At 70.7% G+C, this 26,100-nt stretch carries 29 protein-coding genes, 2 tRNA genes and 2 pseudogenes; 16 read left to right on the top strand and 17 right to left on the bottom strand.

Going from position 1 to position 26,100, the window contains the following annotated elements:
- Positions 1–8: 8 nt before the first annotated feature.
- Positions 9–311, bottom strand: coding sequence for a YggT family protein (locus ACLBX9_RS07605; protein WP_010684838.1), 303 nt, complete (start codon positions 309–311; stop codon positions 9–11).
- Between the two features lie 122 nt (positions 312–433).
- Here ACLBX9_RS07605 and ACLBX9_RS07600 point away from each other — a divergent pair.
- A tRNA-Ala gene (locus tag ACLBX9_RS07600) sits at positions 434–509 on the top strand.
- A 311-nt stretch (positions 510–820) separates the two neighbouring features.
- Here ACLBX9_RS07600 and ACLBX9_RS07595 read toward each other — a convergent pair.
- Entirely contained in the window at positions 821–2,374 is a 1,554-nt protein-coding gene (locus ACLBX9_RS07595) for an alpha/beta hydrolase domain-containing protein (protein WP_447718492.1), read from the bottom strand.
- A 520-nt stretch (positions 2,375–2,894) separates the two neighbouring features.
- Between ACLBX9_RS07595 and ACLBX9_RS07590 the strand changes: the two genes are divergently transcribed.
- Both ACLBX9_RS07590 and ACLBX9_RS07585 read left to right on the top strand, forming a co-directional pair.
- Complete coding sequence (locus ACLBX9_RS07590; protein ID WP_010684836.1) at positions 2,895–3,101, top strand: hypothetical protein; 207 nt, start codon at positions 2,895–2,897, stop codon at positions 3,099–3,101.
- 470 nt (positions 3,102–3,571) lie between these two features.
- Positions 3,572–3,700, top strand: coding sequence for a hypothetical protein (locus tag ACLBX9_RS07585; protein ID WP_447718491.1), 129 nt, complete (start codon positions 3,572–3,574; stop codon positions 3,698–3,700).
- A 142-nt stretch (positions 3,701–3,842) separates the two neighbouring features.
- Here the strand turns inward: ACLBX9_RS07585 and ACLBX9_RS07580 are convergent, their stop codons facing one another.
- The gene (locus ACLBX9_RS07580; RefSeq protein WP_010684835.1) at positions 3,843–4,076 is read right to left on the bottom strand and encodes a hypothetical protein; all 234 of its coding nucleotides are present in this window, start codon (positions 4,074–4,076) and stop codon (positions 3,843–3,845) included.
- 581 nt (positions 4,077–4,657) lie between these two features.
- Here ACLBX9_RS07580 and ACLBX9_RS07575 point away from each other — a divergent pair.
- From ACLBX9_RS07575 to ACLBX9_RS07565, 3 genes are all read left to right on the top strand, one after another.
- Positions 4,658–4,732 (top strand) — tRNA-Thr (locus ACLBX9_RS07575).
- 1,362 nt (positions 4,733–6,094) lie between these two features.
- On the top strand, positions 6,095–6,850 hold the full coding sequence (locus ACLBX9_RS07570; protein ID WP_447718604.1) for a Crp/Fnr family transcriptional regulator: 756 nt from the start codon (positions 6,095–6,097) through the stop codon (positions 6,848–6,850).
- 468 nt (positions 6,851–7,318) lie between these two features.
- Positions 7,319–7,447 (top strand): hypothetical protein, encoded by a 129-nt coding sequence (locus ACLBX9_RS07565; RefSeq protein ID WP_447718490.1) that lies wholly within the window; start codon positions 7,319–7,321, stop codon positions 7,445–7,447.
- A gap of 92 nt (positions 7,448–7,539) precedes the next feature.
- Here ACLBX9_RS07565 and ACLBX9_RS07560 read toward each other — a convergent pair whose 3' ends face one another.
- The 6 genes and pseudogenes from ACLBX9_RS07560 to ACLBX9_RS07535 form a co-directional block, all read right to left on the bottom strand.
- On the bottom strand, positions 7,540–8,358 hold the full coding sequence (locus ACLBX9_RS07560) for a universal stress protein (protein WP_010684830.1): 819 nt from the start codon (positions 8,356–8,358) through the stop codon (positions 7,540–7,542).
- A 224-nt stretch (positions 8,359–8,582) separates the two neighbouring features.
- Positions 8,583–8,870 (bottom strand): annotated as a pseudogene (locus tag ACLBX9_RS07555) (glucokinase); the annotation flags it as partial.
- Between the two features lie 155 nt (positions 8,871–9,025).
- Entirely contained in the window at positions 9,026–9,214 is a 189-nt protein-coding gene (locus ACLBX9_RS07550; protein WP_447718489.1) for a hypothetical protein, read from the bottom strand.
- Between the two features lie 19 nt (positions 9,215–9,233).
- The gene (locus tag ACLBX9_RS07545; RefSeq protein ID WP_447718488.1) at positions 9,234–9,587 is read right to left on the bottom strand and encodes a c-type cytochrome; all 354 of its coding nucleotides are present in this window, start codon (positions 9,585–9,587) and stop codon (positions 9,234–9,236) included.
- Positions 9,584–9,955 carry an SPW repeat protein gene (locus tag ACLBX9_RS07540; RefSeq protein ID WP_010684827.1) on the bottom strand — a complete coding sequence of 124 codons (372 nt, stop codon included), beginning with the start codon at positions 9,953–9,955 and terminating at the stop codon, positions 9,584–9,586. The genes ACLBX9_RS07545 and ACLBX9_RS07540 overlap by 4 nt, the downstream gene beginning before the upstream one ends.
- A gap of 17 nt (positions 9,956–9,972) precedes the next feature.
- Positions 9,973–10,212, bottom strand: coding sequence for a biotin/lipoyl-containing protein (locus ACLBX9_RS07535; protein ID WP_447718487.1), 240 nt, complete (start codon positions 10,210–10,212; stop codon positions 9,973–9,975).
- Positions 10,213–10,398: 186 nt separating this feature from the next.
- Here ACLBX9_RS07535 and ACLBX9_RS07530 point away from each other — a divergent pair, with 186 nt between their 5' ends.
- From ACLBX9_RS07530 to ACLBX9_RS07495, 8 genes are all read left to right on the top strand, one after another.
- Positions 10,399–10,917 (top strand): potassium channel family protein, encoded by a 519-nt coding sequence (locus tag ACLBX9_RS07530; RefSeq protein WP_447718486.1) that lies wholly within the window; start codon positions 10,399–10,401, stop codon positions 10,915–10,917.
- Positions 10,918–11,002: 85 nt separating this feature from the next.
- Positions 11,003–11,218: a hypothetical protein gene (locus ACLBX9_RS07525; RefSeq protein ID WP_010684824.1), complete on the top strand. Its 216-nt coding sequence runs from the start codon at positions 11,003–11,005 to the stop codon at positions 11,216–11,218.
- A 10-nt stretch (positions 11,219–11,228) separates the two neighbouring features.
- Positions 11,229–11,480, top strand: a complete 252-nt coding sequence (locus tag ACLBX9_RS07520; protein ID WP_447718485.1) for a hypothetical protein — start codon at positions 11,229–11,231, stop codon at positions 11,478–11,480.
- A complete protein-coding gene (locus ACLBX9_RS07515) occupies positions 11,477–12,811 on the top strand; it encodes an NRAMP family divalent metal transporter (RefSeq protein WP_447718484.1) in 1,335 nt (444 codons plus the stop codon). The genes ACLBX9_RS07520 and ACLBX9_RS07515 overlap by 4 nt, the downstream gene beginning before the upstream one ends.
- 65 nt (positions 12,812–12,876) lie before the next feature.
- A complete protein-coding gene (locus ACLBX9_RS07510; RefSeq protein ID WP_447718483.1) occupies positions 12,877–13,329 on the top strand; it encodes a histidine kinase in 453 nt (150 codons plus the stop codon).
- Between the two features lie 49 nt (positions 13,330–13,378).
- Complete coding sequence (locus tag ACLBX9_RS07505; RefSeq protein ID WP_447718482.1) at positions 13,379–14,026, top strand: BON domain-containing protein; 648 nt, start codon at positions 13,379–13,381, stop codon at positions 14,024–14,026.
- 72 nt (positions 14,027–14,098) lie between these two features.
- Entirely contained in the window at positions 14,099–14,908 is an 810-nt protein-coding gene (locus tag ACLBX9_RS07500; RefSeq protein WP_447718481.1) for a universal stress protein, read from the top strand.
- On the top strand, positions 14,908–15,183 hold the full coding sequence (locus ACLBX9_RS07495) for a hypothetical protein (RefSeq protein WP_083920258.1): 276 nt from the start codon (positions 14,908–14,910) through the stop codon (positions 15,181–15,183). Before ACLBX9_RS07500 ends, ACLBX9_RS07495 begins: the two co-directional genes overlap by 1 nt.
- A 66-nt stretch (positions 15,184–15,249) precedes the next feature.
- Here the strand turns inward: ACLBX9_RS07495 and ACLBX9_RS07490 are convergent, their stop codons facing one another.
- The 6 genes from ACLBX9_RS07490 to ACLBX9_RS07465 form a co-directional block, all read right to left on the bottom strand.
- Complete coding sequence (locus ACLBX9_RS07490; protein ID WP_447718480.1) at positions 15,250–16,110, bottom strand: universal stress protein; 861 nt, start codon at positions 16,108–16,110, stop codon at positions 15,250–15,252.
- A gap of 12 nt (positions 16,111–16,122) precedes the next feature.
- The gene (locus tag ACLBX9_RS07485) at positions 16,123–16,464 is read right to left on the bottom strand and encodes a c-type cytochrome (RefSeq protein WP_010684817.1); all 342 of its coding nucleotides are present in this window, start codon (positions 16,462–16,464) and stop codon (positions 16,123–16,125) included.
- On the bottom strand, positions 16,464–17,279 hold the full coding sequence (locus ACLBX9_RS07480) for a universal stress protein (protein WP_447718479.1): 816 nt from the start codon (positions 17,277–17,279) through the stop codon (positions 16,464–16,466). The genes ACLBX9_RS07485 and ACLBX9_RS07480 overlap by 1 nt, the downstream gene beginning before the upstream one ends.
- A gap of 704 nt (positions 17,280–17,983) precedes the next feature.
- Positions 17,984–18,115: a cytochrome bd-I oxidase subunit CydX gene (cydX, locus tag ACLBX9_RS07475; RefSeq protein WP_447718478.1), complete on the bottom strand. Its 132-nt coding sequence runs from the start codon at positions 18,113–18,115 to the stop codon at positions 17,984–17,986.
- Positions 18,116–18,166: 51 nt separating this feature from the next.
- Positions 18,167–19,321, bottom strand: a complete 1,155-nt coding sequence (cydB, locus tag ACLBX9_RS07470) for a cytochrome d ubiquinol oxidase subunit II (RefSeq protein WP_447718477.1) — start codon at positions 19,319–19,321, stop codon at positions 18,167–18,169.
- Positions 19,322–19,382: 61 nt separating this feature from the next.
- A complete protein-coding gene (locus ACLBX9_RS07465; RefSeq protein WP_447718476.1) occupies positions 19,383–20,972 on the bottom strand; it encodes a cytochrome ubiquinol oxidase subunit I in 1,590 nt (529 codons plus the stop codon).
- Between the two features lie 98 nt (positions 20,973–21,070).
- Here ACLBX9_RS07465 and ACLBX9_RS07460 point away from each other — a divergent pair, with 98 nt between their 5' ends.
- Together ACLBX9_RS07460 and ACLBX9_RS07455 are read left to right on the top strand one after the other, a co-directional pair.
- On the top strand, positions 21,071–22,720 hold the full coding sequence (locus ACLBX9_RS07460) for an ATP-binding cassette domain-containing protein (RefSeq protein WP_447718475.1): 1,650 nt from the start codon (positions 21,071–21,073) through the stop codon (positions 22,718–22,720).
- Positions 22,717–24,369 carry an ATP-binding cassette domain-containing protein gene (locus tag ACLBX9_RS07455; protein WP_447718474.1) on the top strand — a complete coding sequence of 551 codons (1,653 nt, stop codon included), beginning with the start codon at positions 22,717–22,719 and terminating at the stop codon, positions 24,367–24,369. Before ACLBX9_RS07460 ends, ACLBX9_RS07455 begins: the two co-directional genes overlap by 4 nt.
- 88 nt (positions 24,370–24,457) lie before the next feature.
- Here the strand turns inward: ACLBX9_RS07455 and ACLBX9_RS07450 are convergent.
- Positions 24,458–25,441: pseudogene (locus tag ACLBX9_RS07450) on the bottom strand (alcohol dehydrogenase catalytic domain-containing protein).
- Between the two features lie 10 nt (positions 25,442–25,451).
- Positions 25,452–26,096 (bottom strand): BON domain-containing protein, encoded by a 645-nt coding sequence (locus ACLBX9_RS07445; protein WP_010684810.1) that lies wholly within the window; start codon positions 26,094–26,096, stop codon positions 25,452–25,454.
- Positions 26,097–26,100: the final 4 nt, after the last annotated feature.

Here is a 26,100-nt window from a genome sequence, read left to right as displayed (position 1 = left end):
GGGCGATCCTACTGCGCGTAAACGTAGGTGGCGGGCACGGCGTACTCGTGCAGCAGGCGGCTGATGAACAGCAGCAGCAGGATCAGGATGATCGGCGAGATGTCGACGCCGCCGAGATTCGGCAGCAGGTTGCGGATCGGCCGCAGCACCGGCTCGGTGAGCCGGTAGAGCACCTCGCCGATCTGCGCGACGATCGGATTGCGCACGTTCACCACGTTGAAGGCCACGAGCCAGCTGAGGACCGCGCTGGCGATGAGGACGTAGATGAAGAGCTGGACGACCGTGTCGAAGAGCCAGATCAGGGCGTTCATGCGGGTTCGCGCGCTATCCTCGGGGCGCTCGCGCCCCAGCGCCGGAGCGGCGCGCGGCGGGCGACGGTGAAACAGGAATTGACAGGCTGAGCCGCCCGCGCCTACAAGGCCGGCGCCTCGACGGGGCTGTAGCTCAGATGGGAGAGCGCCGCAATCGCACTGCGGAGGTCAGGGGTTCGAATCCCCTCAGCTCCACCAGGCTTTCCTGGTGACAAGTCGACGTTCTGCGCTTTCGGCGAAAGTTCTGCCGCGGTCGGGATTTAGCGGCCGTCAACGGCGGCTCCCGCGATCGTCGCTGGCCGTGGGTCCTCGGAATCTGCGGCTGTGCCGGGCCGCGCCCAAGGTCGGGCTCTTCGGCGTCCGGGACGTCCGCTCGCGCCCGTCCGCCCGTGCCCGCCCACCATGGACGACCGAGGCCGCTTCACCACCGGTCCTGAGCGGGGCCGCCCGCAGGCCGGTCCGGCCTCGCCGGGGCTCGGATCACCCGTCCGCCGTCCGGAGCGCGTGGCTCAGCGAGGCGGGTCGGCCTGCGCCTTTTGTTCGACAACGGAGCTTTCGGCCGCCGCGTTGACGATGACGGCAGCGTCCTCCGGCAGCAGAAAGCCGTCCGCCTCCGCCGCGCGCGCCGCGACGCGGACCTTGTTCACGTAGTCCTGCTGATCCGTGTACCGCTCGGCCAGGGACGCAGGCCCGCCCTCCCCCGGTGCCCGAACCCGCGCGAACGGCTGATAGGCTCCGACCAGCGAGCACGTGAAGGTCGTCAGGGGCGCGTTCTGACCGCCATGCGCGCCCAGCGGCACCGCGATGTCGGGCAGGCGCACGCCGCCCAGGGGATTCCCGTCCGCGTCGCGCTGCGGCACCTGCACGACGGCCTCCGGCAGGGTCCGCGGCGCCTGGAGCACGGCCGGGTCGTCCTTCGCAGGCTGGAGCGGCATCAGCCGCGTGGCGGGGGGCGCCTCGTTGTGCGCCACCCATCCGTCGAGCCGCTGCAGCGTGGCGCGGGCGACCGGCGCCCAGTCGAGTCGCCCCGGCGGCCGCTCGCAGGCGGGGGCCTTCACGACGGTGACGTGCGATGCACCGGCGACATCGTACATCCGCACGCTCGGCGGCAGCGGCAGGTCGGCGGTGCCGTGCGCGCCGGTCCGGCCCAGGGAGGCGCGCAGCGACGCGTAATCGACCGTGGAATTGAGCAGCATCATCTTCGGCGGAACCTCGCCGCGGGACTCCACGGCGGCGGCGATCTCACCGATCGTGAGCGGCCCGTCATTGACGCCCGGGAAGTCCGGATCGGCGAAGTTCGGCGTCCTGTCGGCGCTCGAGTCCGGCCCGGTGCCCGATTGCAGAATCGGCAGCAGGCCGGCGCCGGAGACGAAGACGTGCATGCCGTCGAAGACGCGCCGCCCCTCCGCCAGGTTGAAGCCGTGGAGCAGGAACGTCTTGAGGAACCGGCCATCCTGCGATTTGCCGGTGGCCAGCGTCCGGCTGATCGTCCCGGCCAGCGGGTTCGGCGTCCCGGCCGTGTCGGACGCGGCGTGCGCCAGGAAGTCGGCCGCGTCACGCACGATGGCGAAGCCGACGCCCTCGACGAAGCGCCGCTTTCCGTCGGCGTCGGCGAAGGCGGGCAGGTCCGCTCCGCGGCCGAGTTCCCAGTACACCTCGGCGACGGCGTAGCCGCGATCCTCCAGGAAGCCGGTGCCGGCATCGAGATTGCCGGACTGCGCGGGATGGGTGCGCGGGCTGTTGTAGAGGGCGTTCGCGTAGGCCTTGCCGCGGTTGGGCACGTCGACCAGCAGCGCGCCGTTGCCCGCGGCGGGGTTGGTGGGGATGAACAGGATGATGCGCGCACTGTAGGCGACCCGGCCAGCCGCGTTGCGCGTCGCCTTGTCGAGATCGGGGATGCCGGCTTCGTCGGGCGGAAGTTCCCCGGCGATACGCCCGTCGAGGCGCAGGTAATCCCCGGCCTTGAACGAGCCATAGGCCTGCCGGGACGCGATCTCGAGCCGCGTGACCTTGGCCTGGGCGCTCCCGCCCAGCACGGCGACGAGCAGCACGGCTGCACGCACCGCGCTTCGCTTCCGGGATGCCATGTCCATGAAAGCTGTCCTCAGGCGCTCAAGGCTGCCGGATCGATACACCTCCGAAGCGCGAAGTCGATACCGATCCTCCCGCAGCCTGCCACACACGATGACGCCAGCCCCGGTTTCAGCGGCGGATCTTCGCGAGCCGCTCGAAGGGCACAATCGAAGGGCACGACCGAGACCCGCTCGCCGCGCACGGCCCGCGGAGCGCCGGACGGGCCGCGGATCCGGCGCGGAGCCCCGGCTGGGGCGGCCAGTGAACTGGCCGTCGCGAGAGTCACCTCGGCGTCCGCGGCATGCCCATCCGTTCCGCTCGTCCGGAGACGCGGCGCCCTATTCCGGCACAACCGCCGGCGCGCGCGTGTCACGGCTGGCTAAGCCTCTCCCGTCATCATGCGCGCGGGCCGCGGCGCGATCGGCCCGACCGCCCGTGGGATCCGGCGCTCCCCGATGCGTGAGCGGCGCGGACCACAGCGGACGGCCCTGCACTTCGAGGAGGCGTCTCATGCCGGACCCGGAAAACCAGTCCCTGTCGGACGAGGAGATCGATCGGCTGGCGCGCAAGTTGTTCGCCGAGGTTCGGGCCGAGCATCCCGAGGCGAAGGCCGGGCGCGCCCTCGAGAGCGCTGGCGAGGTGGCCGGCGAGGTGATCCCCGGCTTGCCTGATTGGCTGCAGGAGGCGGGCGACGAGGCCGGCGACGGCGACGGTTGAAGATCCCCGCGGGCTGAGCCGGTCTCGCGACGGCGGCCCTCGGTTCCACAACGACAACCTGCGGCCAACCGCAGATTTTCACGGACGAAGCGTCGGCCTGCCGAGGCAGATCTGCTCAGGCTCGACCGAAGTGCCGCATCATCAGCTGCTCTTGCCTCGGAAGCTTGGGCCCGGTCGGGTGCGATCTGGGTGCGCGCCCGACCAAGAGCGTGATGCCGACCAATGCGGCAGATCCGACAAGGGCCACGATCGCGCACCACCAGAAGACGACGTCAAGCATGGCGGGTCACTGCGCTCCGGTTGCAGGCCGATGCTTGTGAGCCCATGGTAAATGGATCGTTAAGGCCGCGTCGCGGGGGGCTGGCCGCCGCTGAGTAAGATGGGATCGGGCTGGCGACCAGGTCGGCCGGTCGTCAGCCCCCGCTTGGCCGGCCCCTTCCACGCGGACCCACCAGCAACCCAGCGTAGCCGTGGACGGTCTGTCGGAGCGGCGCCGTTCGGCGCCCGAGGCATCCAACCTGCTTCCGATCGCGTCGCTCATCGCGGGCACATTCCTGCGCGCCGGCTCATTCTCGCTGATCGCCACCGCAACGGACTGACGCGTCGTCCATCAAGCCGGTCCCCGAGGGCCGCCCACGGCGATGCTGCCGCCCCGTTCGACGTGGCGCGAATGCGTATCCGGCCAGCGCGACGGCGAGAGCCGATCGGGCGGCCGAGGGTGGATCGCCTTCGACCCGCGTGTCACCCGGCCTCGGCCGGCTGATCGGCATTGGACGCGACCGTGAATCCCTCACGGTCGAACACGGTGTACAGGACTTTGCTGGGATCGAGCCCGAGGTCCGCAATGTGGGCGATCGCCGCCTCCTGGGCCTCGGACAGCGTGCTGAACGGGTCGGGCAGCTGGTACATCCGCGCAGCCTGCTCCGCACCGTTCACTTCAACTGACGGCGTCGTGATCTCGACCGTGTAAGGCATGGTGCCGGCCCGCGCGCGCTCAGTGGAAGACGCCGAAGAACCACAGCAACAGGATGATCGGGAGCGGGATTCCCAACAACCACAGCAAACCACCGCGGAGCATTGACGCCTCCATTCTGTCGACTATCACACCGAAATATCGGTCCTTCGATGGTTCAAACGCGCGAAGCCGGAAATTCGATGCAAGATCGCAGCACGAATGAGGCAGATACATCCTGTGAGTATTGGAACGGATCATCGCTCAGCCTGTCGAAGATCGCGCTCAGCCGCGCCGGCCCGGCCGGGCGACCCGATGCCAGGCCGGCGGCTGGATGCGCCGGGTCCTCCTTCGCGCGCGAGCAGCCGCGGTTGGAGGTCCGATTCAGCAGCGCGCGGTCAACGAGCCTCGTCCGGCCATGGGCCGATCCGCCGTGCCTCCCGACGAGCCGGATTCGATCGGCCACGCCCGCTCCACGTCCTGCACCGGCCCGCCGTGGACGGGGATGCCGCATCTTGTGCCTTGACGAAGCGCCCCCAAACGTAGTCAAAAGCGCTTCTGACGCGCCGAAACCCTGAGCGTCTCCAATGGTTTCAGAGCGCCCGCCGGTGTAGCACAGCGGTAGTGCAGCGGTTTTGTAAACCGAAGGTCGGGAGTTCGATCCTCTCCACCGGCACCAGTCAGAACAAAGACTGATTTTCATCTCACGCCGGTCAGACGTTCCGCGACATCCGCTGGATAACAGACGCGGTTACGGGGGCCCGATTTCGTGTCGGCGAGACCGCACGCGCCGGATGCGGAACGGTGCCCGTAAGGCTGGGTCGGCCAAGCACGACCCTTGATCTACACCCTCGATGACGGGAAACCGCCCGTGAAAACCTGCGGCCTGACCATCGCCCTCGCGAATGGACTTATCGTTGCCGTGATGCACGCTGCCTTCGCCCAGGGCGCCGGCTCGGGCTCGGCTCCTAGCAGGGGGCTGTTTGCGGCGTGGCCCCGGTTGGGAGCCGGCACGTCGCCGTCGAGCAGTAGTGGGCTGGCGGAAACTCAGGCGGTGCGAACGGCCGGGGTAGCATAGGCGGCGGCGCAGCGCCGTCCGGGGGCGTTGGCGCCCGCGACGAACCTGCGGAGCGGTCAGTCATCCTCGGCCTCGTCGCCGACCCCTTCCTTGCCGAGCCATCCCGGCCCCCCGGGCCAGGGCCAGGCGTCGCGCCGCGATGCGCGCGGCTCCGGATGCTGGCCAGAGGCACGTTCCGGTCCTGCGCCTCGGCCTGGCCCCTCAGGATGATAGCGTGCTGCACGGCGTCCGCTTCCCTGTTCCGGCTCGTCGGCACCACCTCCGAGGCCGGCGATGCCATTGGCATCCGCTACGGCGAGCAGCACGACGACAGGCTGATGCTCGCCGACGGCGGGTTATGCCGAGATGGGCGAGCGGATCGTCTCCCCTTCCGTCGCACCTCGGGCCGTCACCGGTCCTCGAATACGGTGGCCCATTACAGCCGCTCCAACGACGATGACGCCTGCTCCGCAGCAGACATCCAGCGGCGGTCCGGATCCATTGGACGGGTGCTGGGCCACGCGCTCCATGGCGAAGGATCTCTGGATTGAGAAGCGGTGATCGCCTGGGCCGGATCCCGGGCAGGCCCGGGACTTCGCGCTCACGGGTCGCGCGGCTGGAACTGCCTCCCGCCTCGGGGCGCGCGTTCGAGCCGTGGTGGCACGCTGGGCTGCGGCATCCGGAACGAACGGTGCTGTGCGCGCGCAGCAAGCCTCCGGCCGCGCCTCGTGGAGGTCCCGATCCTGATCGGTTCCATCGGGATGGCATGCGGGAGTCTTTTGCGAATGAAGGATTGATGCATCTCAATGTTGCGGGACGTTGCCAAGATCAGATTGGGCCACCCCAACGCAGATCGAGCATGGGTCCTGCCGAATGCGCGCGCCGACTCCCCTGCCCGGAAAATCGCACCGCGCGACGAGGCCCTCGAATCTCAAGGCCGTACTGCCGAACTTCGTCATCGCGAAGCTGCAATGGTTCACGCCTTTGTCGGACGCCGACCGCCTAGCCCTCCACGGGGCGACCGCCAAGCGGCGGCAGGTCGGGGCGCGGGAGGATATCGCTCACGAGGGCCAAGCGCACGGGCCCGTCCGGATGATCCTGGATGGCTGGGCCTGCCGATACAGGCAACTGGATGACGGCCGCCGCCAGATCACCGCCATCCTGTTGCCCGGCGACCTGTGCGATACCCACGTGAACGTGCTTTGCGAGATGGACCATTCCATCGGAACGATCACCCCGGTCACCCTGGCAGAGATCGCCCGCGACCGGCTGGACGCCCTCGTCGGCAGCCGCCCCATCGTCGGCCGGGCGCTGTGGTGGGAGATGCTCGCCGCAGTCTCCGTGCAGCGCGAGTGGACGGTCAACATCGCCCGACGTGAAGGGATCGCGCGACTCGGCCACTTGTTCTGCGAATTGTTCCACCGGCTTCGGGCCGTCGGGCTGACGCGGGACCTCGGTTACGGGTTGCCGCTGCGCCAGTCGGAACTCGCCGACGCGTTGGGCCTGACGGAGGTGCATGTCAATCGCTGCCTCAGGGCGCTGCGCGACCGGGACCTGATCACGCTGCGCGGCCGCTGGCTGACCATCCTCGACTTGCCCGCGCTGGAGCGCGCCTCACTGTTCCGCCCGAACTATCTCCACCTCGGTCGTCGGAATGCGGCGAACGCCGTTGGCCCGGTCCCAGCCCGACCGCCGGAGACCTACCGCTATGGATCGAGCCATTACCAATCTGCCCGATAGCGTCGATCTGCTCGATAGCGTCGTCCTCTGCACCGATGCCACGGGTCAGCAGCCTCCGTACGCTCGACCTCCATCCTCATCGTCCCCGAATCGAGCCCAACCAGGCCTCGAGAACATTTTGCTCCGGATGTTGGCGTGATCTCGGCCTGTCTTACCAGGATCTGGTTGGCAGCAGGGGGGAGGACTGGGCGTTGGTCGCATACAGTTGCGTCACGTCTCGGATGATCTGACCGTCGGGCGTTGCTGTACAGGGACATACCGGTCGAGTTCGTGATGGACTCGGACCGCGGCCTCGCTCGCATGCGAGAGGCGGCCCGGCGAACGGACGCAACGGAGGTCCCAGATCGCCTTCGCGGAGCTGACGGCAGCCTGCAATGCCTGCCACACGGCCGGCGGCGTGTAAGTCATCCGCATCCAAACGCCGACCACCATGCCGTTCACGGACCAGAGGATTCAGCCGAGCGTCCCGTGAGCGCGGGCGTTCAGGGTACGATCTCCGGCGGCATCCCGCCCGGGATGCCGAGCGGCTCGTTCGCCGGCGGCACGTCTTCCGGCTCCGAGGGCGGCACGCCCAATGGCTCTGGCAGCGGGTTCTGACCCGGCTCCGGGGGGCGGACGGGAGACGGGGGCGGGAAGTCCGGCGCAGGATTGCCAGGGTTGCCCGGATCGGCCATCGCCACACCCTCCGGTCAGTGGGACAGCAGGCAGCAGACAGGCGCCTGCGTCAGCAGGTCACGCGTGACCCCTCCGAAGAACCACTCGCGCAACCGGCTGTAGCCGTACGCGCCGGTCACGATCAGGTCGGCGTCGAAATCACGCGTCGCCTTCCGGACGTCGTCCGCGACGGTCCAGCCCGAGGGCTTGGCCAGTTGCGCCGTCGCATTGACGTCGTGCAACGCCAGGTATCGGGCCACGTCCTCGACCTCAGCCCGGTCCTCGCCGTCCGACACGCGGAATACCTGCACCGCCTCGGCGCGTCTGAGCAGCGGCAGGGCGTCCGACACCGCCCGCCGCGTCTGGGGAGTGTTCTTCCAGCCGACGAGCACGCGCCTGGCCTCCAGGTGCTCGACGCCAGCCGGTACGACCAGAACGGGCTTCCCTATCCCCATCAGGACGTCGCCGGCGTCGACGGCTAAGCCGACCGTCACGCCCTCATCGTCTGCGTAGCGGCCGACCACGACGAGGTCGGCCGCCCGCGACTGCTGCTCGAGGAAATGCACGGGATGATCGAGGTCCGAGCGCCACTCGACGCGGTCGTTCAGGCAGGAGCCCTGGCTGAAGACCTGTTCGACACCCGCGATCCGGTCCAGTGCCGCTTGGCGGATCTCCTCGATGACCATACCCATGGGCACGGCGGTCTCGCCGTAGCCCCGGGGATAATCCGGGACGCAGGCGGCGGCCCCGACGAGGCGCGCGCTGAGGCGATGTGCCAATTCCGCGGCAAGGCGCACCCGTGCCGGCGCGTGACGCCCGTCGTCGACCGCGACCAAGATGCTCGCATAGGACATGGTGGTCTCCTGGGATCGAATCTCCGGCCGTCACTGTGCGGGCGCCCGGGTCGAGCGACCTTGACCTGCCTCAAGCCCGCCAGTCCTGGCCGGGGAATAGGAAGCGGTCCTCGTCGGCCGGGAGCGCCGCGAGGTCGCCGATGGCCGGCTCCGGGCGGGTGACCACGAAGCGCGGGATCGCCCGCGAACCGGCCCAGCAGGCGCGCGAACTGGTAGTCCGCCTCTCTGGCGAGTGGGTCGGCCTTCGTCTCGTCGAGGACCGCGGCGGGTAGATCCCAGCGGGAAGCCGCGCCGCGGACCGCCGCGATGGCCCGGGCAAGCCTGACGAGCCCCGGTCCGGACAGCAGCCTCTCGGCCGCGATCCCGCCGTCGACGCGCCGCGCCACCGCGAGGAAGGCCGAGCGCGGCCGATCCACGTCATGCCAGGCGAGATAGGCCTTGATGGCATCGACCGGGCCGGGGAAGGCGGTCGTCGACACCGTCCAGATCGCGCCCGGACGCCCGTGCGGCACGGGCAGGACGAAGAAGCGGGCGCCAGTGCCACCGATGTCGGCCAAGCGCACGGGATAGGGCAACACGGCCGCGCCTCCGACCTGGATCTCGGGAGCCTCGGAATCGGGTTCGCCAAAGGCTCGCGGCTGCCGGCGAACGGTCAGCCGGTCGCGCCTCAGAGCACGATGCCCTGGTGGCCACGCGCGCAGTTGGCGACCCGACCGACGAGGGCATCGTTGACGCCGAAGAGGCGATCGCACTCCGCGTTCGTCAGGCGCGGTGACTGTCCGTCCACGAGGCCGTCGAGAGCGACCTGGAGAGCGGGGCGTGCTTCGGTTGGTTGAGCCTTCGCCTCATTCGTCACCGCCCCTCCGAAACAGGCCTCACCGTTGTACGGCCTCTGCCTCCTTGAGGCTGAGGATGTAGTCGATGACCGCGTCCAGCTCGTCCCGGTCGAGCCGCAGGCTCGGCATCCGCCGATGGTGGCTCTGCAGGAAGACGTTGAGCGCCGGTCCGGTCGTCGAGGGCATGCCGGCGACCCGGAGGAACGCCGGCCCGACGAACTCGCCGGGCTGCGAAGCGCGGCCGATGACGTGACACGGACTGCAGAGCTGCGTGGCGATGGTCCATCCCCGGATGCGGTGGTCCTCGGCGGCACCGGCAGACGAGTTGGCGGTACAGGCCGCCAGAAGGGCGACCGGGGCGGCCGCACGGGCGACGCGCGCCGGGAGCGTCATGGCCGCCTCGCGATCCGCAGCAGGGCCACGGCGGTCGCGATGGCCACGCTACCGAGCGCAACATGCGCCCACGTCGCTCCGTCATTGGCCGCGAACCCGAGCGCCCAGGGCGCGACGAGCGTCCAGGCCCCGACGAGAAGGACCGCCCGTTCGAGCACGGCCCGGAAGCGGATCTGGTTGACACCGTAGAGCGTGATGATGAGCAAACCCGGCACGAGCGCGGACCCGGCCGCGCGAGCATGGTCGGTGAAGACCAGCACCCACGCCGCCAGAAGCAGCGCGACGCCGGCCGCGTGCTGCAGGATGCCAACCAGGATCTCTTCCGTCCGCCAAGTCGGCGACGGCGTGGCCGTGTTCGTGTGGGACATGGGCTGCCTCCAAGGTTTCAGGCGTTGACCTCGGCGATGATGCGGCCGGGGTCGACCAATCCGTCGACGGGCGCCAGGACCGTCAGGCGGCCCCCGGCCGGCGAGGCGATGTCGTGCAGGGCTGCGCCGATGCGCACGGCGGCTACGGTCTCGCCGGCCCGCACCCGCGCCCCGTCCGCCACGAACCACCGCTCCAGGACGCCCTCGGGCAGCAGGGCCGTGGACCAGAGTTCCTCCGCTCCCTGTACGTCGGCCATGGCCGCCTCCCGGGTCGGGACGCCCGTCGCGGGCACATCCGCGGGCACCTCCGGAAGAGAAGGTCATCCGGCGGCAAGCCGCCTTGATCTGGATCACGGCGCGGCTTTCGGAGGCCTTGAGCCAGGTCAATGAGGCTCTCGGCTCCTGGTGCAGGCTCACCGACAGCATCCACCCGGTCCCGCGCCATGCTCCTCGCCCTCGCGGTCAGCGTCGTCCTCGTCGTGTCCACGATCCTGGTGCTCTACGAGACGCTGCGGCTAACCTCGGAGCACCTGTCCGAGCTGCCGGTGCCGCCGCGCGCCCGGATCCTCGCCGTGGTGCTGATGACCTTCGTCGGGCACACCGTTGCGGTCTGGATCTACGCTGGCGCCTACTGGCTGCTCGTGCTCCGACTGGGCGTCGGCGCCTTCGCGGGCGCTCCGGTGACGTCCTTCGAGGACTGCCTGTACTTCTCGGTTGTGGCCTACACCTCGCTCGGCTTCGGCGACCATTTCCCGACCTCGCACACCCGGCTGCTCGCCGGAGTCGAGGCGCTCAACGGTCTGCTCCTGATCGGGTGGTCGGCCTCGTTCACTTATTTGGCGATGGAGCGGTACTGGCCCTTGCACGGCAAGGCACACACGCATCGAACCGCGCGGACCGGCCACGTCGTCAGGGCTGAACCAAGTCGGGAACGCTTCTTCCCGCCGGCACCAAGGGTCTGACTGCGCGCCGAGCGTTGCGCTGGATCAAGGCCGCCGGTCCGGTCGTCGCCCAGGGTCTCCGCACCATCGCGATCGGAGGCGCGCCATGCACAAGTACCTCGTCACCTTCCGCAAAGTCGTACCGGACGACAGCGGCCACGAACACCGTGCCCTGCAGCGGCAGGCCGTCGTCTCCGCGCACTCGGCGGCTGCCGCCGCCTGCGCGGCCCAGGCGCTGTTCTGTCAGACAGCGGGAATCGTCGATTGGCGCATGCGGGCCGACACCTGCGAGGTCGCCGAACTCGACGAGCAGGCAGCCTGAGGAGGTAGGGATGAGCCATGGACTTACCGAACCCGTGCACTGGCAGGGACGGCAATGGGCCGTCACCGGCTACGGCATCGAGGCGCTCGATGGCATGTACCACGTGCCGTTCTCCGAGATCCCGGACGCCGAGGCTGGGCGGCCGGAATGGTTGGATGGCCTCTGGGGGCGCTACGGGACGGACCGCAACGACCTGGATGCGGCCCTGAGGGTTGCGCGCTCCGTCCAGGGCGAGGGAGCCGGCCCGAACGCGGCGGCATGAGCGCGTCGGTCCGCCCCATCGACGAGGACGTCGACGACCCCGAGGTGGCGGGTCCGGCCGTCGGTCCCTCGACGTCGTGCCTGCTGCGGGTGCTCGGACCGGGCCTGATCACCGGCGCCTCCGACGACGATCCCAGCGGCATCGCCACCTACGGTCAGGCCGGAGCGCAACTCGGCTACGGCCTGTGCTGGACCATGCTTTACACCCTGCCGCTGATGGCGGCGGTGCAGATGGTCTCCGCCCGGATCGGGCGCACGACCGGCCGTGGCATCGCCGGCGTGCTGCGCGAGCATTACCCGAACGGCCTGCTGCAGACCGTGGTGCTCCTGCTGCTCACCGCCAACGTCCTGAACCTCGGTGCCGACCTCGGGGCCATGGCGGACGCGCTCAACCTGCTCCTGCCGGGACCGCGCTGGCTCTACGTCGCGCTCTTCGCCGGCATCTGCGCCTACATGCAGCTCGTCCTGCGGTACGCACGCTACGTCGCCGTCCTGAAGTGGCTGACACTCAGCCTGTTCGCCTATCTCGGCGTGGTGATCCTCGCCCGGGTGTCCTGGTGGGACCTGGGTGTCGCCCTGGTGCAGCCACACGTCGACATCAGCGGCCCAGGGCTGACCACGTTGGTGGCGCTGTTCGGCACGACCATCAGCCCATACCTGTTCTTCTGGCAGGCGGCCGCGGAGGCCCAGGACCTGAATGCCTTTCCGCGCCGGCGCGACCTCTTGCACGCGCCCGAGCAGGGAGGCGCCGCTCTCCGCCGCATCGGGGTCGACACGGTCGTGGGCATGACCTTCTCCAACGTCGTGGCGCTCGCCATCATGGTCACCACCGCCGCCGTGCTGCACCCGCGCGGCATCACCGACATCCAGACCTCGGCTCAGGCCGCGGAGGCGCTTCGCCCCCTGGCCGGCCCGTTCTCCGCGACGGTCTTCGCGCTCGGCATCATCGGCACCGGGCTTCTGGCGGTGCCGGTGCTCGCGGGCTCCGCGGCTTACGCGGTGGGCGAGGCGCGGCGCTGGCCGGTGGGTTTCGGACGGCGCATCCTTGAGGCACGCGCCTTCTACGCGACGGTGGCGCTCGCCACGCTGATCGGCACGGTCATCAGCCTGGGCGCGGTCGACCCGATCCGGGCGCTCTACTGGAGCGCGGTGGTCAACGGAATCATCGCGGTGCCGGTCATGGCCGTGATGATGCTGGCCGCTTCCCGCTCCGACATCATGGGCGCCTTCGCGGTGCGCGGGCCGCTCCGGCTGATCGGATGGATCGCCACGACCTGCATGCTGCTCGCCGTCGCGGCCATGTTCGCCAAGGTCGCGCTGCCCTTGACCTAGCGCAAGGCGAACCGGTCCGCCCGGTCCATCCTCGCACCATCGCAACCGGGGATGAGTGTCGGGCGATGGAGAACGGAACGGAGGAGCGGCCGGTCGTGCTGGTCGCTGAGCCGCAGGCGCTGCCGGGGATGTGGCTGGAGGATGTCCTGAAGGATGCCGGCTGCGCGGTAAGTGGCCCTTACGGCACCAGCAGCGACGCCACCGGAAGCCTCGACGGGACGCCTCCGGATTTCGCCATCGTCAGCGTCGACCTGATTGAGGGCCCGTGCTTCCCGCTCGCCTGCGCGCTGCGCCGACGGGGCATCCCCTTCGCCCTGATCGCGGGGAACGCCCGGGTTCCGAAATCCTTCGCGGACGTGCCGCTGTTCGCCCGGCTGTTCGACGCCCGGGACATGGTCTCCGCCGTAACCGCCGGGTGCGCCGTCCCGGGCTGTCCCCGGGCCTGCCCGATGCTGCACCGGATCGCCGCCGGGGCAGAGGTTGCGCTGGATCAATGTCCGGTCGCCTGCCGGGCCTAGCGTCGGCCCCGGCCGGGCGTCGCCTGGACATCATCGAGGAGATCCGACGATGGGTGACAAGATGATCCGCCAGAACGTCATCGACGAGCTCGACTTCGACCCCAGCATCGACGCCGCCCACATCGGCGTGGCCGTGAACAAGGGCATCGTCACGCTCACGGGCCACGTCGCCAGCTTCACGGAACGCGTCGCCGCCGAGAAGGCGGCCCAGAAGGTGCGCGGCGTCCGCGGCGTCGTCGAGGAGATCAAGGTGCGCTTCGGCGGGGAAACGCCGCCGCGCGACGAGGACTTGGCGCAACGCGCGGTGCAGATGCTCGACTGGTCCGCGACAGTGCCCAAGGCTGCCGTACAGGTGAAGGTGCAGAACGGCTGGGTGACGCTCACCGGTCGAGTCGACTGGCAGTACCAGAAGGAGGAGGCCTACCAGTCGATCAAGCGCCTCGCGGGCGTCGCCGGCATCATCAACACCATCGAAGTGGCGCCGAAAGCGAGCGCGCCCGACGTTCGCGCGAAGATCCTGGCGGCGCTCAAGCGCAACGCCGAGCTTGAGGCCGACGCCATCAAGGTGACGGTCAAGGATGCGCGGGTCGTCCTAGAGGGCAAGGTCAACGCCTGGCACGAGCGCCGCCTCGCCGAGTCCGCCGCGTGGTCGGCCCCAGGCGTGTGCGCCGTCGAGGATCACCTCACGCTCGGCTGAGACCATCAAGAGGGGCGAGGCCGCATGGCCTGCCCGCGGCCGTTCCATCGCCCTTCGACCCGGAGCCGTCCCATGACCTACGCGAGCATCATGGTCGCCGTCGACCTGACGGAGGGCGCGCGAAGCCGCGTGCGGCTGGCGGGACACCTCGCCGACGACTTTCGCGCCGGCCTGATCGGCGTCGCGGCGGAGATGCCGGATTATAGCTGGACTCCGGCCGGTCCGACGCCAGGAGGGGCGTTCGGCCTTTCCTCGATTCAAGAGGCGGTTCTGAACGACCTCCGGGTGGCCCACGAGGCCTTCGAGGAGGCCGTCGGCGGGCGCAGCCGCGTCGAGTGGCGCTCCAACCTCGACTTCCCGCTGGCATTCCTGGTCGCGCAGGCCGCGGCCGCCGACCTCGTGATTGTCGGACGTGAGACGGACCCTGGGCCCGCACTGATCGCGGTCGACCCGGCCGACGCGACCATGCAGCTCGGGCGGCCGGTGCTGGTGGTGCCGCCGGGCGTCGACCATCTCGACGCAAAGCGCGTCGTGGTCGGATGGAAGAACACACGCGAGGCGCGCCGTGCGATCCGGGACGCCCTGCCGTTCCTGAAGCGGGCGTCCGAGGTGCTCGTCGTCTCCGTCGACGACGGGGCCGGCTCCGAGGGACAGGACACCCTCCGTCTCCTCCAAGCCCATGACGTCTCCGCCATCCGCGTGCGCCGCGATGCGGAGGGCGTGTCCGCTGCGCAAGCGCTGGTCGAAGCGGCCGCCGAGCACGGGGCCGACCTGATCGTCACGGGCGCCTACGGCCACGGCCGCCTCCGCGAGTGGGCGTTCGGCGGCGTCACTCGCGACCTACTGTCCTATGCCCCCGTCTGCTGCCTCATGAGCCACTGATGCCCGGCCTTCTGCGGACCAGCGAGGCACGCGCAGCCCTCCTGTTTCTCGACGTGATCCTGGCGAGCGCGTCGCCCGCCCAGGCGCAGCCGACGGCCGGCTCGCCAGATGCGAAAGGGATGTTCGTCGAGCCGGCAAATGCGCCCCACCGCCATTGCGCGGGCGCCTGCCTGAGAAGCGGGACCCTGCAGTGGTTCTGCAAGCCCCACCAGACTTGCAGCCTGGATTGCGGCACGGCGCCGCCACGCATGCACTGTCACAATTCACGACGTTGAGGACGGGGCTGCCGGTGTCCTGGGATGGGGCAACCCATTTCAAGGCCACCCTGCAGGCTCGTTGCATCAGTGAGCCATGAGCACGGGAATGCGGGCGTTCTCGATCACGTGACGGGTGACGCCGCCGAGCAGGAACTCGCGCACGCGGCTGTGGGTGTAGGCGCCCAACGCCAGCATGGACGCGTTCCGCCGCTCCGCCTCGGCAAGGATGGCCGCGCCGACCGGTGTCTCATCCTCCACCGGCAGATTGACGGCCTCGGCCACGATGCCGTGCCAGCGCAGGTAGGCGCACAGGTCCGCCGCCCGCGCCTCCTCGAAGCGTTCGGTCCGGGCATGCACGACCGTGACCCTGGCGGCCTCGTGCAGTAGCGTGATGGACTGGCTGATCAGCCGCGTCGCCTCCAGGCTGCCGTTCCAGGCGACGACGACGTGGTCCAGCAGATCGTACGGAATGGTGTCGCCGACCATCAGCGTTGGACGGCCGACCGAGAACAGGGCCGTGTCGAGTGCCCGCCCGGTGAAGGATCGCGCCGGATCGGGCCGGTCGACGACGACGAGGTCGTTCACCCGCCCGGCCAGCGTCAGCAGTGGCTCGACCTCGCCCGCGTATTCGGTCCAGGTCACGAAGGTGGCGTCCAGCCGTTCGGCCTTGGTGACCAATGGCACGCCCTCGCGTCTGCACCACGCTTCCAGGACCGCCTTGCCCTCGGTCGCCGCCTCGCGCACCCCCCGCGCGATGGCCTCGATGGTCGCGCAGTCCATGGGCACGAGGCTCGCCATGCCGGCGAGCACGTGCTCCGGGCCCGGCGCCATGAAGGCGACCCCGATGTGCGCCTGCAGCCGCCGCCCGAGGCGCAGGGCTGCGTCCAGCCGGTGGGTGGCATCGATGCCTGGGGCCGTGGGGACGAGGAGGCAGCGCAGGTACATCGAGGCTCTCCCTCAGCGCTCGAGCGACTTCAGGTAGGCGATCAGGTTTTCCGCTTGGTCCGGGTCGAACCGGAACTCGGGCATGCTCGGATGGCCGGTGCGGATGCCCTCGGTCAGCGCCTCGCCGAGATCCTCGACGGGGTAGCGCGTATGCAGTTCGCGAAAGGGTGGCGCGGCACGCAGCGGGCTTTCCCCGATGCGCCCGACCGCGTGGCACCGGGCGCAGTTGGTCCGGGCGAGGGTCTCGCCCTGGCGCACCTGCCGGTTCCAGGCTGTCGCGGGTGCGGCGGGCAGGCCCGACATGACCGCGAGGATGACGGCGAGGTTGGCGGCGAGGCGGGTGACCGGTCTCATCAGTGGCTCATCAGGCAGCTGAGGGAGGTGCCCTGCAGCATGTCCCGGGTCGCGCCCCCGAAGACCCACTCGCGCAGCCTGGAGTGGCCGTAGGCGCCCATCACGATGAGGTCAGCGTCCTCCCGCCGTGCGAACCGGAGGATCTCGTCCGCGGCGCCGATCTCAGGCTGGTGCAGCAGGTAGGTGGCGACGCTGACGCCGTGGCCCGACAGGTAGGCGGCGACATCGGCCACACCCTCTCGACGCGCGGCCGGACCCGCCACCGCGACGTGGACTTGGTCGGCCCGCACCAGGAACGGCAGGGCGTCGTGGACGGCACGGCGTGCCTCGCGGGTGTCCTTCCAGGCCACGACCACTCGCTTTGCCGCGAGGCGCTCGACGCCGGGTGGTGCGACGAGAACGGGACGCCCCACCTCCATCAGCAGAGCTCCCGCGGCGACACCCATCAGTCCGGGATCGCCGTCGGCCGGTCCCTGGCGGCCCACGACCACGAGGTCGGCGGCGCGGGCCTGTTCCACCAGATAGGCCAGAGGCTCCGCCAGCGCCCCCCGCCACGCGGTCCCGGCCCGTTCGCCGGCCTCGCGCACGAACAGCGCGCGCGCCTCGGCCAGCTCCTCCTTCGCCCGCGTTTCCTCGATCTCGAAGATGCGCTCCGACGCATCGGGGCTCTCGACCGGGATCATGGTGACGAGCTGCCGCGCGGCGACGCCGGTCAGGGTAGCCTCGAAGCGCCCGGCGATATCGGCGGCCAGCCGGACACGGTCCGTGGCCGCCGCCCCAAGGTCGACCGAGACCAGGATGTTGGAGATCCGCATGTCCGCCTCCGTCGCCGTGGTTCCGGCGCTACGGCGACCCTGATCCCCGCTCGCGGCATCCACCTTGATCCAGCTCAAGGGGATCGTTCACGCCGCGCCCGGCGCGAACCGGACCGACTGCCTCCCAGCGCCGCCCGGGTCCCCGCCCTGGCTGCCCCGGAACCTCACCTGGCCGCGGGGCCCGAGGCGCAGGCGGAAGCGAAGACCGCTGAAGCCGCCCCGGAACCGATGCTCGCCCCGGGTCGGCCAGCGCGAGCGCCATCTCGGCCGCCTCGCGACGGCACCGCTCAGCGGTACGGACGGATCGAGAGCCTCCAGCTTCCTGCGGAGCCCGCCGGTCAGGCTCCTCAACCCAGCCGCGACCCGCGCGATGTGCCCCGCGCGGGAGCCGGGATCCGCGCCGGCCTCACGGCAACGGCGGCGGTCGAGCAGCGCCGGGCGGCACGGAGTCGATCATGTCTTTGCTTCGAGCCGCACGCAGAGTGGCGAGGTACCTCGCCGTCTCGCCCGAAGTTTCCGGCGAAGGCTTGGGCGTAGAGTACGACGTCAGCGCCCCACACAGCGCCCCAGAACGTGCCCCTGGACGCGCGCCTGCAATCCCAAGGTCGGCTCCACGCCCCCGCCGCCACGGCATCAGTCTTCCGGGTCGACAAAACCGACGGCGACCCCAGCGAGATGCCACACCGTAGGAATCCCCTCCGGCCTCAGGGTGTTGGGAGCTGCGCCGCGATGTCCTGCGGTGCATCCCGAACCGTGCGCAACTCGTACCAGAGGGCATTCAGGACCCCGGCGGCCGCGGCCAGTCCGAGGCCGAGAACCCAGGCGAAATACCACATCGTCGCTTCCTTCTCGGTTCGTGAGGGGACGTGTCGAGGCGGGGATACGCCTCAATAGGCCGGCGAGCCGGGAGCGGTGATGTCGCGCTCCGAGACCTTGCCCCGGAGCACCCGGTAGACCCAGGCCGTGTAGGCGAGGATCAGCGGCAGGAAGATCACCGTCGCGATGAGCATGTTGCGCAGCGTCGCTCGGCTGGAGGAGGCATCGAACACGGTCAGTGCGTGGCCCGGATGCGTGCTCGACGGCAGGATGACGGGGAACATCGCGAGGCCGACGGTCGCGATGATGCAGGCGATGCCGAGCGTCGAGGCCAGCAGCGTCAGGCCCGCCCGGCCGGCGCGGAAGCCCGCCGCTGCCAGAAGCGGGGCCATGACGCCGATGAGCGGCACGAGAGCCAGCACCGGCTGTGCTCGGAAATTCGCGAGCCACGCGCCGGCCTCCGCGACGACCTCCTTGGTCAGCGGATTGGAGGCGCCGTCGCCGGGAAGAGGGGTCACGACGCGGTAGCCGCCGAAGGCGCCCGCCCAGATCAACACACCACCGAGCGCGAAGAGCGCCGCGGTGGCGAGCGCCGCCCTCGACCCGGCCGCGCGCGCGCGCACCGCGACCGGACCTTCCGCCTTGCGGGTGAGCCATGCGGCCCCGTGAGCGACCACCATCGCGACCGAGAGCAGACCGCAGAGGAGGGCGAGGGGGTTGAGGAGGCCGAAGAGGGTGCCGCCATAGATCGGACGCAGGTCGTCCGTGAAGTGGAAGGGGACCCCCTGGAGCACGTTGCCGACGGCGACGCCGAAGATCAGGGCCGGCACCGCCCCACCGACGAAGAGGGCCCAGTCCCACGCCGAGCGCCAAGCCGCGCTCTCGTTCTTCGAGCGGTACTTGAAGGCCACGGGGCGCAGGATCAGCGCGACCAGCGCCAGGAACATGGCGAGGTAGAAGCCGGAGAAGCTCAGCGCGTAGAGCGCCGGCCACGCGGCGAAGATCGCGCCGCCGGCCAGCACCAGCCAGACCTGGTTGCCTTCCCACGTCGCGGAGACGGTGTGGATCGCCACCCGCCGTTCGACATCGGTACGGGCGACGAAGGGGAGGAGCGCGCCCACGCCGAGGTCGAAGCCGTCCGTGACGGCGAACCCGATCAACAGCACGCCGAGGAGCAGCCACCACGTCAGGCGGAGTGTCTCGTAATCCGAGAGGAAGGCGAACATCGGAGAGGATTCCTGTGCGAGGGCTATGGAGGGCCGGAGGAGGGAAGACGGACGCAGGCGGTCACTCGGCCGCGACCAGGCGCGCGCCGTCTCCGTTCGCGCCGACGCCCGGGAACAGCGCCGCCGGATCCTCGGCCAGCGTCTCGGGCCCCTTGGCGATGGCCCGCAGCATCAGGCGGACTTCCACCACCGCCAGCGCGCCGTAGACCAGGGTGAATCCGGCGATGGTGATCAGCAGGGAGGGAATTCCGAGTTCCGAGGTGGCGAGCGCGGTCGGCAGGACGCCCTCGATGATCCAGGGCTGGCGGCCGAACTCGGCGACGAACCAGCCGAACTCGATGGCGATCCAGGGCAGCGGCAGGGCGAGCAGTGCGGCCCGGAACAGCCAGCGCGGCGCCGCGGCCTCGCGCGCCGTGTACCAGAGCGCGGCGCCGAACAACGCGATCAGAAGGAACCCGCAGGCCACCATGGCCCGGAAGGTGAGGAAGATCGAGGGCACGTGCGGCACGGTCGACCATGCCGCCCGCTCGATATCCGCGTCGGTCGCCTTGCGCGGGTCGCCGATGAGCGGCTTCAGGAGCTGGGCGTAGCCGAGATCCTGTTGCGTCCGGGCGAAGATCGCACGGGCGTCGGCGTCCGCGCGGTCGGCTTTGATGCGCTCCAGCGCATCGTAGGCCACGAGCCCGTTGCGGATCCGACCCCGGGCGTGCTCGACCAGTTCATTGATGCCGGGGATCTCGGTGGACAGCGACCGCGTGCCGATCAGGCCCATGGCCCACGGGATATGGACCGCGTAGCGGGTCGTGCGGCTTTCCACGTCCGGGACGCCGACCACGGTGAAGGCCGCCGGTGCCGGCTCGGTGTGCCACATCGCCTCCATGGCGGCGAGCTTCATCTTCTGGTGGTCGGTGACGGCGTAACCGCTCTCGTCGCCGAGCACGACGACGCTGAGCGCGGAGGCGAGGCCGAAGGCCGCCGCGATGGCGAACGAGCGCTTGGCAAGCTCCAGGTGCCGGCCCCGCAGGATGTAGAAGGCTGAGACGCCGAGCACGAACACCGCGCCGCAGACGTAGCCGGCCGAGACCGTGTGGACGAACTTCGCCTGGGCGACGGGATTGAGGATCACGGCGGCGAAGTCGGTCACCTCCATACGCATCGTGTCGGGGTTGAACAGGGCGCCGACCGGGTTCTGCATCCAGCCGTTGGCGATCAGGATCCAAAGTGCGGAGAAATTCGTGCCGAGCGCCATCAGCCAAGTGACAGCGCAGTGGGTGAGCGGCCCCAGCTTGTCCCATCCGAAGAAGAACAGCCCGACGAAGGTCGCCTCCAGGAAGAAGGCCATCAGGCCCTCGATGGCGAGCGGGGCCCCGAACACGTCGCCGACGTAGTGGGAGTAGTAGGCCCAGTTCATCCCGAACTGGAATTCCATGGTCAGGCCGGTGGCGACGCCGAGCGCGAAGTTGATGCCGAATAGCAGGCCCCAGAACTTCGTCATGTCGCGCCAGATCTTGCGGCGGGTCATGACGTAGACGGTCTCCATCATGGCGACCAGGATCGAGAGCCCGAGCGTCAGAGGCACGAACAGGAAGTGGTACATCGCCGTCAGCGCGAATTGCAGGCGCGACAGGTCGACGAGCAGCGGATCGGTCATGGAGGTCTCCTGGTCCGGCCGCTTCCCTCGCCCGGCGATGGGCCCGGAGCCTTGAGGCAGATCAAAGCCGGCCCGGACGGTGCCCCGCACAAGGCGGGATGCCCCGCCAGAGAACATCGCGCGCCGGTTTCAACCGCGCGCCGCTCGAACCCGCCGCGCTCGGCCTCGCCCGGAGGGCGGCGCGAGGGGGACTGCATCGCATCCACCGACTCCATGCCTTGCGTACCGCCACGACGCTCGCCGGCGCCGTGGCGCTGGCGCGGCTCGCCGGCTCGCTGATCGAGACGGGACAGATCGATGGACCGGCGGTCGGCCTCGCCGCGGTTTGCGCCGTCGGTGGGGCTTGGCTGGGCGCCGTGACCGAAGCGCGTGGAGCCTGCCTCGAGGCGGAGGTCAGCGCGAGGCTCATCGACGCCGCGGAGGCGCACCTCGCGACCATGCCGGCGCGCGCCGCGTCGACCCTGCCGCGGGGCGCGGTGGTCGCCGGGATGCTGCGCCATCCGGGCGCGCTCGCCCGTCTCGTCGTCGGGCATGCCGCGGCGCGCCGGAGGATGGCGCTCGGCCCCATGCTGACGGCGGCGGCCGTCGCCCTGGTGTCGTGGCAGGCCGCGCTGGCCCTCCTGCTCGCGATGCCGGCGATGGTCGTCTTCTTCGCGCTCGTCGGGGGCATGATCCGAGACCGGGCCGCGGCGCAGGAGGCGGCGCTCGGCCGGCTCGCCACCCAGTTCGCCGACCGGGTGCGCACGCTGCCGACGATCCTCGCCGCGCACGGGCTCGCGCGCGAGACGACCAAGCTCGACCGGCGGCTCCGGGCCTATTCCGACGGCACCATGGGCGTGCTCGCGGTCGCCTTCCTCAACGCGGGCGTGCTCGACTTCTTCTCCTCGCTCGCCATCGCGATCCTCGCGGTCTTCCTCGGGCTCGGTCATCTCGGCCTCGCCGAGGTGCCGGGCTTTGCCCACCTGGCCCTGTGGCAGAGCCTGCTGATCCTGCTGCTCGCGCCCGAGTATTTCTCGCACTTCCGTCGCTACGCCGAGCTTTACCACGCCAAAGCCGAGGGCGAGGCCGCTGCCGCGGCCCTTGCGTGGGCGTTCGCGCAGGAGGAAGCGGCCGGTATTCCGGACCCGGGGCCGTGCCTGGGGTCACCGGGCCTCCGCGGCCTCGTCCTGCCACATGTCGGACCGGTCCCGGATCTCGACCTGCCGCCGACGGGGCTTGTCGCGCTGACGGGATCGAGCGGGGCCGGCAAGTCCACCCTGCTGCGGGTGCTCGCCGGGGTCGAGGCACCGCTCGCCGGCACGGTTCAGCTTCCGGCGGACGGGCCGAGGACGTGGGTTTCCCCCGAGACGCCCGTTCCGGCCGGAACGCTCCGTCACACGCTCACCGAGAGCTCGCCCGCCTCGCCCGAGGCGGTTGCGGAGGCTGCCGCGGCGGTCGGCCTCGCGGCCGATCCGCACTGGCCCGGCGGCCTCGACGCTCGGGTCTGGGCGGGCGCGGAGAACCTCTCCGGCGGCCAGCGCGTCCGCGTCGGAGTGGCGCGGCTCCTCCTGCGACCGGGAATCGCCTTCTGCGATGAGCCGACCGCCAAGCTCGACCCGATCAACGCGGCGCGGGTCCGGCGCGCCCTTCTGACCGCCGCCCGGAGCCGCCTCGTCGTCGTGGCGACCCACGATCCCGCGCTCATGGCCCTCGCCGACGCGCGCGTGACCCTCGGAACCGCTGCTCTCCCGGAAAGGCAGGCCGCATGATCCGCCTCGGCACCGACCCCGCCCCGGCCGGGCACGGCCGCGCATGGCACCGCGCAGGGAGCCGCGCATGGCGCCTCGCCCTCGCGCTCGCGGCGGTCGCGCTCGCTGCGAACGTGGCACTCGCCGGCACCGCCGTGACCTTCCTGGCCGCGGTGGCGCTGGTCGGCGTCGGGCCGGCGGCGTTCGGGTTCAACTTCCACCATCCGGCCGCCCTGGTTCGTCTCCTCGCGCTCCTGCGCACGGTCGCGCGCTACGGCGAGCGCATGGCCGGGCACAAGGCGGCGCTCTCCGATCAGGTCCGGAGCCGGGCGAGCCTGTTCGCAGCACTGGCGCGGGCGCCCGCGAGCCGAGCGGCGGGCTGGCAGCTAGGTCGTCCGGAGCGGTTGGCCGATTACATCGACGACGTCGCGGACGTCGATTACGCCCGGCTGCGGGTCGGCTTTCCCCTCGCGCTCACCGGAGCAGCCCTCTTCGCACTCCTGGCCGCGACCGCCTTCGTCGCGCCCCTCGCCCTCCTGCCAATCGCCGTGCTCGCGACGACGAACGTCCTCCTCGCGCGCCGCACGGCCGACGAACTCGTGGCCTCCGAAGCGCGGACGCGGTCGGCGCGCCGGGCGGCGGCCTCGGATCTCGGTGGGGCGCTCGCCGGCGCCGTGCCCCTCGACGCGGAGGGTCGACGCGCGACCGCACTGCGGAACGCACTCGACCCGGTCCGCGACGCCGAATGGACGATCGCCTATCAGCGGCGAGCGCTTGCCAGGTTGGAGGCATCGCTGGCGCTCGCCGGCCCGGCCGCCGCTCTCGCCGTGCTGCTGGTCGCCTGGAGCGCCGGGGCACGCGGCATGGGGCTTCTGCCCGCGGCCTTCCTGGCCTTCGCCTGGGTCGGGCTCGCGGAGCCGCTGCTCGCGCTTCCCCGCGCGCTCCTCGGCGCCGTCCGATCCCGCCTCGCGCAGGCAAGCCTTGCTCTCGAGGGGCGCGCAGGCGCGGAGACGACCCCCGCGCTTGGCAGGACGGCGGGGGCGCTGACCCTGCACGGCCTTCGGCTGCGAGCGCCGGACGGACGGGACCTGGGCCCGGCACCGGCCCTGTCGGTGGAGCCCGGCGTCGCCCTGACCGTCGCGGGCGCAAGCGGCTGCGGCAAGACCACCTTGCTGAAGTCGCTCGCGGGCTGGAGCGTGGATCGGCCCGGCGAGGAGATCCGGCTCGGCGGCACGGCCATCTCCGCCGCCCAGCGGCGCACGCTGACCTATCTCGGCCTGCACGACGCGGCGGTCCTCGCCGACACCGTGCGGGAGAACCTGTTCGCACCCGCGGCATCCGACGCCGACGCGTGGGCGGCGCTCGCAGCGGTCGAGCTCGACATGCGCATCCGGTCGGCGGGGGGCCTCGACGCCTGGATAGGGGAAGGCAGCCTGTCGCTCGGCGAGGCCCAGCGCCTGAACCTCGCCCGCGCAGCCCTCTGCAACGCTCCCGTGATCCTGCTCGATGAGCCTGCCGAGCATCTCGGCGATGACCAGGCCGAACGCATCCTGCGACGTCTCCTGACGCGTTGGCGCGACCGTGTCGTCGTGTTCACGAGCCACCGTCCGGACCTGGACCTCCCGGCGCGCACCGTGGCGCTGGAGCCGCCGTCATCCGGGCTTAGCTGAGCATGCAAGCCTCAGGTTTCGGCGGTAAGGACCCGATGCCCCGGGGCCCGGCGACCGCTGCGGTCAGCGTCAGCCAGCAAAACGATGATCAGGGCACGAGAACGGCCACGCCTCTCAGGGTCGCGGACCGCTGCGCCGCGATCGCCTCGTTCACCCGAGCCAGCGGATACGTGTCCGTGCGGGTTACGATGCCGACCCGCGGGACCAGCTCGAAAAGGGGCCGTGCGTCGTCGCGGGTCAGGTTGGCTACCGAGAGCACCGTCCGCTCACCCCAGAGCAGGGCATAGGGGAAGGCCGGGATGTCACTCATGTGGATGCCGCCGCAGACCACCCGGCCCCCCTTGCGAACGGGCTGCCGGGCCGCGGGCCCCAGGCTCCCGTCGGGCGCGAAGATCAAGGCCGCGGCCAGTGGCGCGGGCGGAGCCTCGTCCGACCCACCGGCCCATTCCGCACCGAGGGAGCGGGCGAAGGCCTGGGCTCTCCCATCGCCAGGGCGGGTGAGCGCCAACACGCGCCGGCCCTGCCAGCGGCAGACCTGGGCGACGATGTGGGCAGTCGCCCCGCACCCGTACTGCCCGACCGTGCAGGCATCGCCGGCCATCCGCAACGTGCGCCAGCCGATGAGCCCCGCGCACAGGAGCGGCGCGGGCGCGGCCGCGTCGAGGTTCGCGTCGAGCGGGATCGTGAAGGCGGCGGCGGCCAAGAGAGGGGTCGCGAACCCGCCGTCGCGGGTGCAGCCGGTGAAGCCGGGCGCGTCGCACAGGTTCTCGCGCTGCGTCTCGCAGTAGTGGCAGTGGCCGCAGGCGTACCCGAGCCAAGGTACGCCGACCCGCGCGCCGCGCGACGGGCTCGTCACGGCCGCCCCGACGGCCTCGACGGTGCCGACGACCTCGTGGCCGGGAACGATGGGCTAGACGGCCTGAGGCCACGCGCCGTCGATGACGTGCAGGTCGGTGCGGCACACCGCGCAGGCCTCGACCCGGATGCGGACCTCGCCCGGGCCGGGAACCGGGTCCGTCCGCACCTCCGGTACGAGCGTGGCGCCGACCGCGCGCAGGACCATGGCCAGCATCGGACCGACCTCACGCGAGCGTCAGGTGGTCCTCGACGGCCCGCACGCCGGGGGCCGACCACGCGGCCCGCTCGGCGAGCTTGCGCTCGCTCCAGACGTCGACGCACCCGTCCAGGATCACTTTGTCCCCATCCACGTGGACGCGGATGGTATCGGGATCCCGGGCGCTGCGCCTCAGGGCGGCGCGGATCCTGTCCTTGACCTCGGTGGGTTGGACCGGCGGCTTAACCGCGATGACGTTGACGATGTCGGTGACGCCGGCCAAGCGCCGCAACGCCTTATCGACCGCCGCCTTCTGGTGGTAGTACGGCACGCATCCCTGGAGCGTGACGCAGCCCTTCTCGACCTTGAGCGAGACCGAGTGCTCCGGGATCTGCACGTCCCACTCCAGAACCCGGGCGCACCGCTCGGCCAGGGCCTCGTCGCCGACCCGCGGGTTCTCCGGGTAGCGGACCTCGATCCGCTCGATCACGGCCCGCACGCCGCGCACCCGGAACGCGATGCGCTCGGCGATAGTCCTTTCGGCGTAGCTCCGGACGCGGCCGGTGAGCGTCACGACGCCGTCGTCGACCGCGACACCGATCTGCGCCGCGTCGACCATGGGGGCGTATTCCAGCTCCTCGAGCACGTGCCGGCGCACGGTGATGTCGTCCATCGCG

It is taken from the genome of Methylobacterium sp. A49B (assembly GCF_053346215.1).
The sequence above is the reverse complement of the archived record's forward strand: the minus strand, read 5'-3'. Positions and strand labels throughout refer to the sequence as shown.